This window comes from Micropruina sp. (assembly GCF_047607385.1).
Lineage (GTDB): Bacteria > Actinomycetota > Actinomycetes > Propionibacteriales > Propionibacteriaceae > Micropruina.
The window spans coordinates 1-4,133 of record NZ_JASGDE010000204.1 but is presented as its reverse complement, the minus strand read 5'-3'; the positions used below and the strand labels follow the sequence as shown (position 1 = coordinate 4,133).

Annotated in this window: 3 protein-coding genes; 2 read left to right on the top strand and 1 reads right to left on the bottom strand. The window is 74.2% G+C overall.

The genetic code is table 11. The features are described 5' to 3' along the window. Positions 1 to 196: 196 nt before the first annotated feature. Together cobO and QM582_RS17415 are read left to right on the top strand one after the other, a co-directional pair. Positions 197 to 811, top strand: coding sequence for a cob(I)yrinic acid a,c-diamide adenosyltransferase (gene cobO, locus QM582_RS17420; RefSeq protein WP_415086537.1), 615 nt, complete (start codon positions 197 to 199; stop codon positions 809 to 811). Continuing rightward, positions 805 to 3,234 carry a cobyrinate a,c-diamide synthase gene (locus QM582_RS17415; RefSeq protein WP_415086535.1) on the top strand — a complete coding sequence of 810 codons (2,430 nt, stop codon included), beginning with the start codon at positions 805 to 807 and terminating at the stop codon, positions 3,232 to 3,234. The genes cobO and QM582_RS17415 overlap by 7 nt, the downstream gene beginning before the upstream one ends. A gap of 86 nt (positions 3,235 to 3,320) precedes the next feature. On the opposite strand, the gene QM582_RS17410 is transcribed toward QM582_RS17415, so the two are convergent. Beyond that, positions 3,321 to 4,133: cobalt-precorrin-6A reductase (locus QM582_RS17410; RefSeq protein ID WP_415086534.1), on the bottom strand; the 813-nt coding region annotated here is incomplete at its 5' end.

Genomic DNA, 4,133 nt, shown 5'->3' with positions numbered 1-4,133 from the left:
GTTCGAGCAGAGACAGCGAGCCGACACCAGTCCAATAACCACCACAAGCTGGTTCCAGCACCTCACCAGCGCCGGCAACCCACGGATCAGCCCACCAGCCCAGCTCCCACCGCCAACGAACAAACGCACACAACCACTAGCTGCGGAACCTGGGTTCGGCCGGTAGAGCCGGGTGTGCTGCGGCAGAATCGGCCGGGTGAGCAAAGGCACGCCCGACCGGGTCCCGGACGACGGCCTGACCACGGCGCAACGCCGCCACCGGCCGGCCCTGATCGTCAATACCGGCCCTGGCAAGGGGAAATCCACCGCCGCGTTCGGCACGGCGTTGCGCGGCTGGCATCAGGGCTGGTCGATCGGGGTGTTCCAGTTCGTGAAGTCCGGACGCTGGCGCAGCGGCGAACAGGCCGCCTTCGAGGCCCTGGACCGGGTGCACCGGGAGACCGGCGCGGGCGGTCCGGTGCGCTGGCACACGCTCGGTGCCGGGCTGACCTGGACCCGGGCCGGCTCCGACCGGGCCGCGCAGGCCGAGGCGGCGTCCGGCACCTGGGCCGAGGTCCGGGACGCCCTCGCCGCGCAGGCCCACACCCTGTACCTGCTGGACGAGTTCACCTACCCGCTCACCTGGGGCTGGCTCGACCTGGACGAGGTGATCGCGACGCTGGCCACCCGGCCCGGGGTGCAGCACGTCATCGTCACCGGCCGCAACGCGCCGCAGCCGCTGCTCGACATCGCCACCACGGTGACCGAGATGACCAAGCTCAAGCATCCGTTCGACGACGGCCAGAAGGGGCAGGCGGGCATCGAATGGTGACTACTCCACGGCTGGTGGTCGCGGCGGCGGCGTCCTCGGCGGGCAAGACCACGGTGGCGACCGGACTGCTCGCCGCGTTGCGTGGACGCGGGCTGCGGACCGCCGGTTTCAAGATCGGTCCGGATTTCATCGATCCCGGCTATCACACGCTGGCGACCGGACGCCCGGGCCGCAATCTGGACCCGGTGCTGGTCGGCGAGGAGCTGATCCCCGGCTTGTTCGCGCACGGCGTCGCCACCCCCGAGCCGGCCGACCTGGCCGTGATCGAGGGTGTGATGGGGCTGTTCGACGGACGGCTCGGCACCGACGGCGAGGCGTCCACCGCCCACGTCGCGCGGCTGCTGCGGGCCCCGGTGCTGCTGGTGGTGGACGCCGCCGGCAGCTCTCGGACGGCGGCCGCGGCCGCGCTCGGGCTGCGCGCCTTCGACCCCCGGATCGACGTTGCCGGGGTGATCGTCAACCGGGTGGCCAGCCCGCGGCACGGCGCCGAGCTGGCCCGGGTGTTCGAGCAGGCCGGGCTGCCGGTGCTCGGCGTCCTGCCCCGCAACGCCGGCATCGCCGCCCCGTCGCGGCATCTCGGCCTGGTGCCGGCCAGCGAGCGCCTGGAGTCGCGGGCGACCATCGACGCGCTGGCCGCACACTTGGCCGACCATGTCGACCTGGACGCCGTCCGTGAGCTGGCCGGGCTGGCCGGCGAGTTGGACGTGCCGGCCTGGGATCCGGCGGCGGTGATGAGCGCGGTGGCCGGTGCGCCGCTGGTCGGGGTGCTGGCCGGGCGGGCGTTCACCTTCCGCTACGCCGAGACCACCGAGTTGCTGCGCGCGGCCGGCTGCCGAGTGGTGGAGATCGACCCGCTGGCCGACCGGGCGCTGCCGCCGGACCTGGCCGCGCTGTACGCCGGCGGCGGCTTCCCCGAGGTGCATGCCGCCGAGTTGAGCGGCAACGTGGCGTTGCGTGCCGGGTTGGCGGCGGCGATCCGCGACGGGTTGCCCACCGTCGCCGAGTGCGCCGGGCAGCTGTATCTGTGCGAGCACCTGGACGGGCATCCGATGGTCGGCGTGCTGCCGGCGTCGGCCCGGATGACGCCGCGGCTCACCCTCGGCTACCGGAGCGCGCGGTCGGCGTCCGACACCCTGCTGACCAGGGCGGACGAGCCGGTGACCGGGCACGAGTTCCATCGCACCCTGACCGGGCCGGCGGCGGAACGACCGGCCTGGCGCTGGGACGACCGCACCGACGGCTTCAGCCTCGGCCTCGGGTCGGGGACGCCGAGCCTGCACAGCGGGTATCTGCATGTGCACTGGGCTGGGCATCCCGGGCTGGCCCAGCGGTTCGCGGAGGCGGCGGCGTCCTTCCATCCGGGTTCCCGGGGTGGTTCGCCGGGTCGGGCGTCCGCGATGAGCGGGGACGGCATCGACCTGCATCACCACGGCGACCGGGAGCTGGCGCCCGGGCTGGTCGACCTGGCGGTGAACGTGCTGCTGCCCGAACCGCCGGGGTGGCTGGCGTCCGCGATCGCGCGCGGCACCCGGCGGCTCGGTTCGTACCCGGACGTCGCCCCGGCACGGGCCGCGCTGGCCGCCCGGCACGGTGTCGACCCCTCGATGGTGCTGCCGACCAACGGTGCCGCGGAGGCGTTCGCCCTGATCGCGCGCGGGTTGGCGCCGGGACGTCCGATGGTGGTGCATCCGCAGTTCACCGAGCCGGAGGCGGCGTTGCGGGCCGCCGGGCTGGCGGTGCAGCGCTGGCTGCTGCCGGTGGAAGCTGCCGCCGAGGCACCGGTCCTGGCGGATCTGCCGGCCTGGGCGGACGCGGTGTTCGTCGGCAATCCGACCAATCCGACCGGCTGGCTGCATCGTCGCGACGACCTGTTGGCCGCGCGGGGCGATCGGCTGCTGGTCGTCGACGAGGCCTTCCTGGACGCCACCGACGAGGCCGAGACGCTGATCGCGCCGGCGATGCCGAACCGGCTGGTGGTGCGCTCGCTGAGCAAGACCTGGGGACTGGCCGGGCTGCGGGTCGGCTATCTGGTCGGTGATCCGGAGCTGATCGCCCGGGTCGCGGCGGTGCAACCGGCCTGGTCGGTGTCCTCCCCCGCGGCGGCGGCGATGATCGCCACCAGCACCCCGGACGCGCTGGCCGAGGCCCGGGAACGCTATCGCCAGGTGGCACAGCGCCGGGAACGGTTCGTCGCCGACCTGGCCGCGGCCGGCTTCCCGACCGTGCCGTCCGTCGCCCCGTTCGTGCTGATCGACACCTCGGCCTGCGGACCGGCGTCGGTGCGTCCGGCCCTGGCGGACGCCGGGTTCGCCGTCCGCCGCGCCGAGAGCTTCCCCGGCCTGGGTCCGACCTGGATCCGGGTCCGGGTGCCGGAGACCTGGGATCGGTTCGTCGCCGCCCTGGCTCGATTGCGGAAATCGTGAGCAGCTCATCCACCGTTGGTCGAGCTTGTCGAGACCTGGGTGCCGGCTTCACAAGGGGACAAGCTCAACCAGCGGCTGCAGCTTGATCAGCGGGGCTGGAGACGCTCCTCGACCCACCGGACGGCGGCGTCCACGGTCTCGACGCGGATCAAGCCAGAGGGTTCCGCGGGCCGGGCGACGATCACCACCGGGACGCCGAGCTCGGCGGCGGCGTCCAGCTTGGCGGCGGTGGCGCGTCCGCCGGAATCCTTGGTGACCAGGACGTCGATGCGACGGTCGCGCAGCAGGGCGCGTTCGGCGTCCAGGTCGAACGGGCCGCGGGCCCGCACCACCTCCCAGGACCCCGGGACGGCCACCGCCGGCGGCTCCACCACCCGCAGCAGCACGTAGCCGGTGAGTCCGAGGAACTCCGGCGCCGACTGTCGTCCGACGCTGAGGAAGACCCGCTCCCCCAGCCGCGGCGCCACCTCGGCCGCCTGCTGCGACGACGCGACCCAGTGCCAGCCGGCGGCGTCCGGACGCCCACCCCAGCCGGGGCGGGACAGCCGCAGCAGCGGCGTCCCGGTGCGTCCACACGCCTCCGCAGCCGATGCCGTGATCCGGGCGGCGAACGGATGGGTGGCGTCCACCACGGCGGCGATGTTCTCCCTGGTCAGGAAGCCGGCCAGGCCGTCGGCACCACCGAAACCGCCCACCCGGACGCGCCCGGCCGGTGGGCGCTCGACGGTCACCGCGCCGGCCAGTGAGGTCAGCACGTCCACCCCGCTGTCCACCAACGCCGCGGCCAGCCGGCGCGCCTCCGCGGTGCCGCCGAGCAGCAGCACGGTCATCGCCGCGACCACCGCCAGGCCAGCCCGGCCGCCACCGCCGCGGATGCCGCCGACACCACCTGCGCGAGC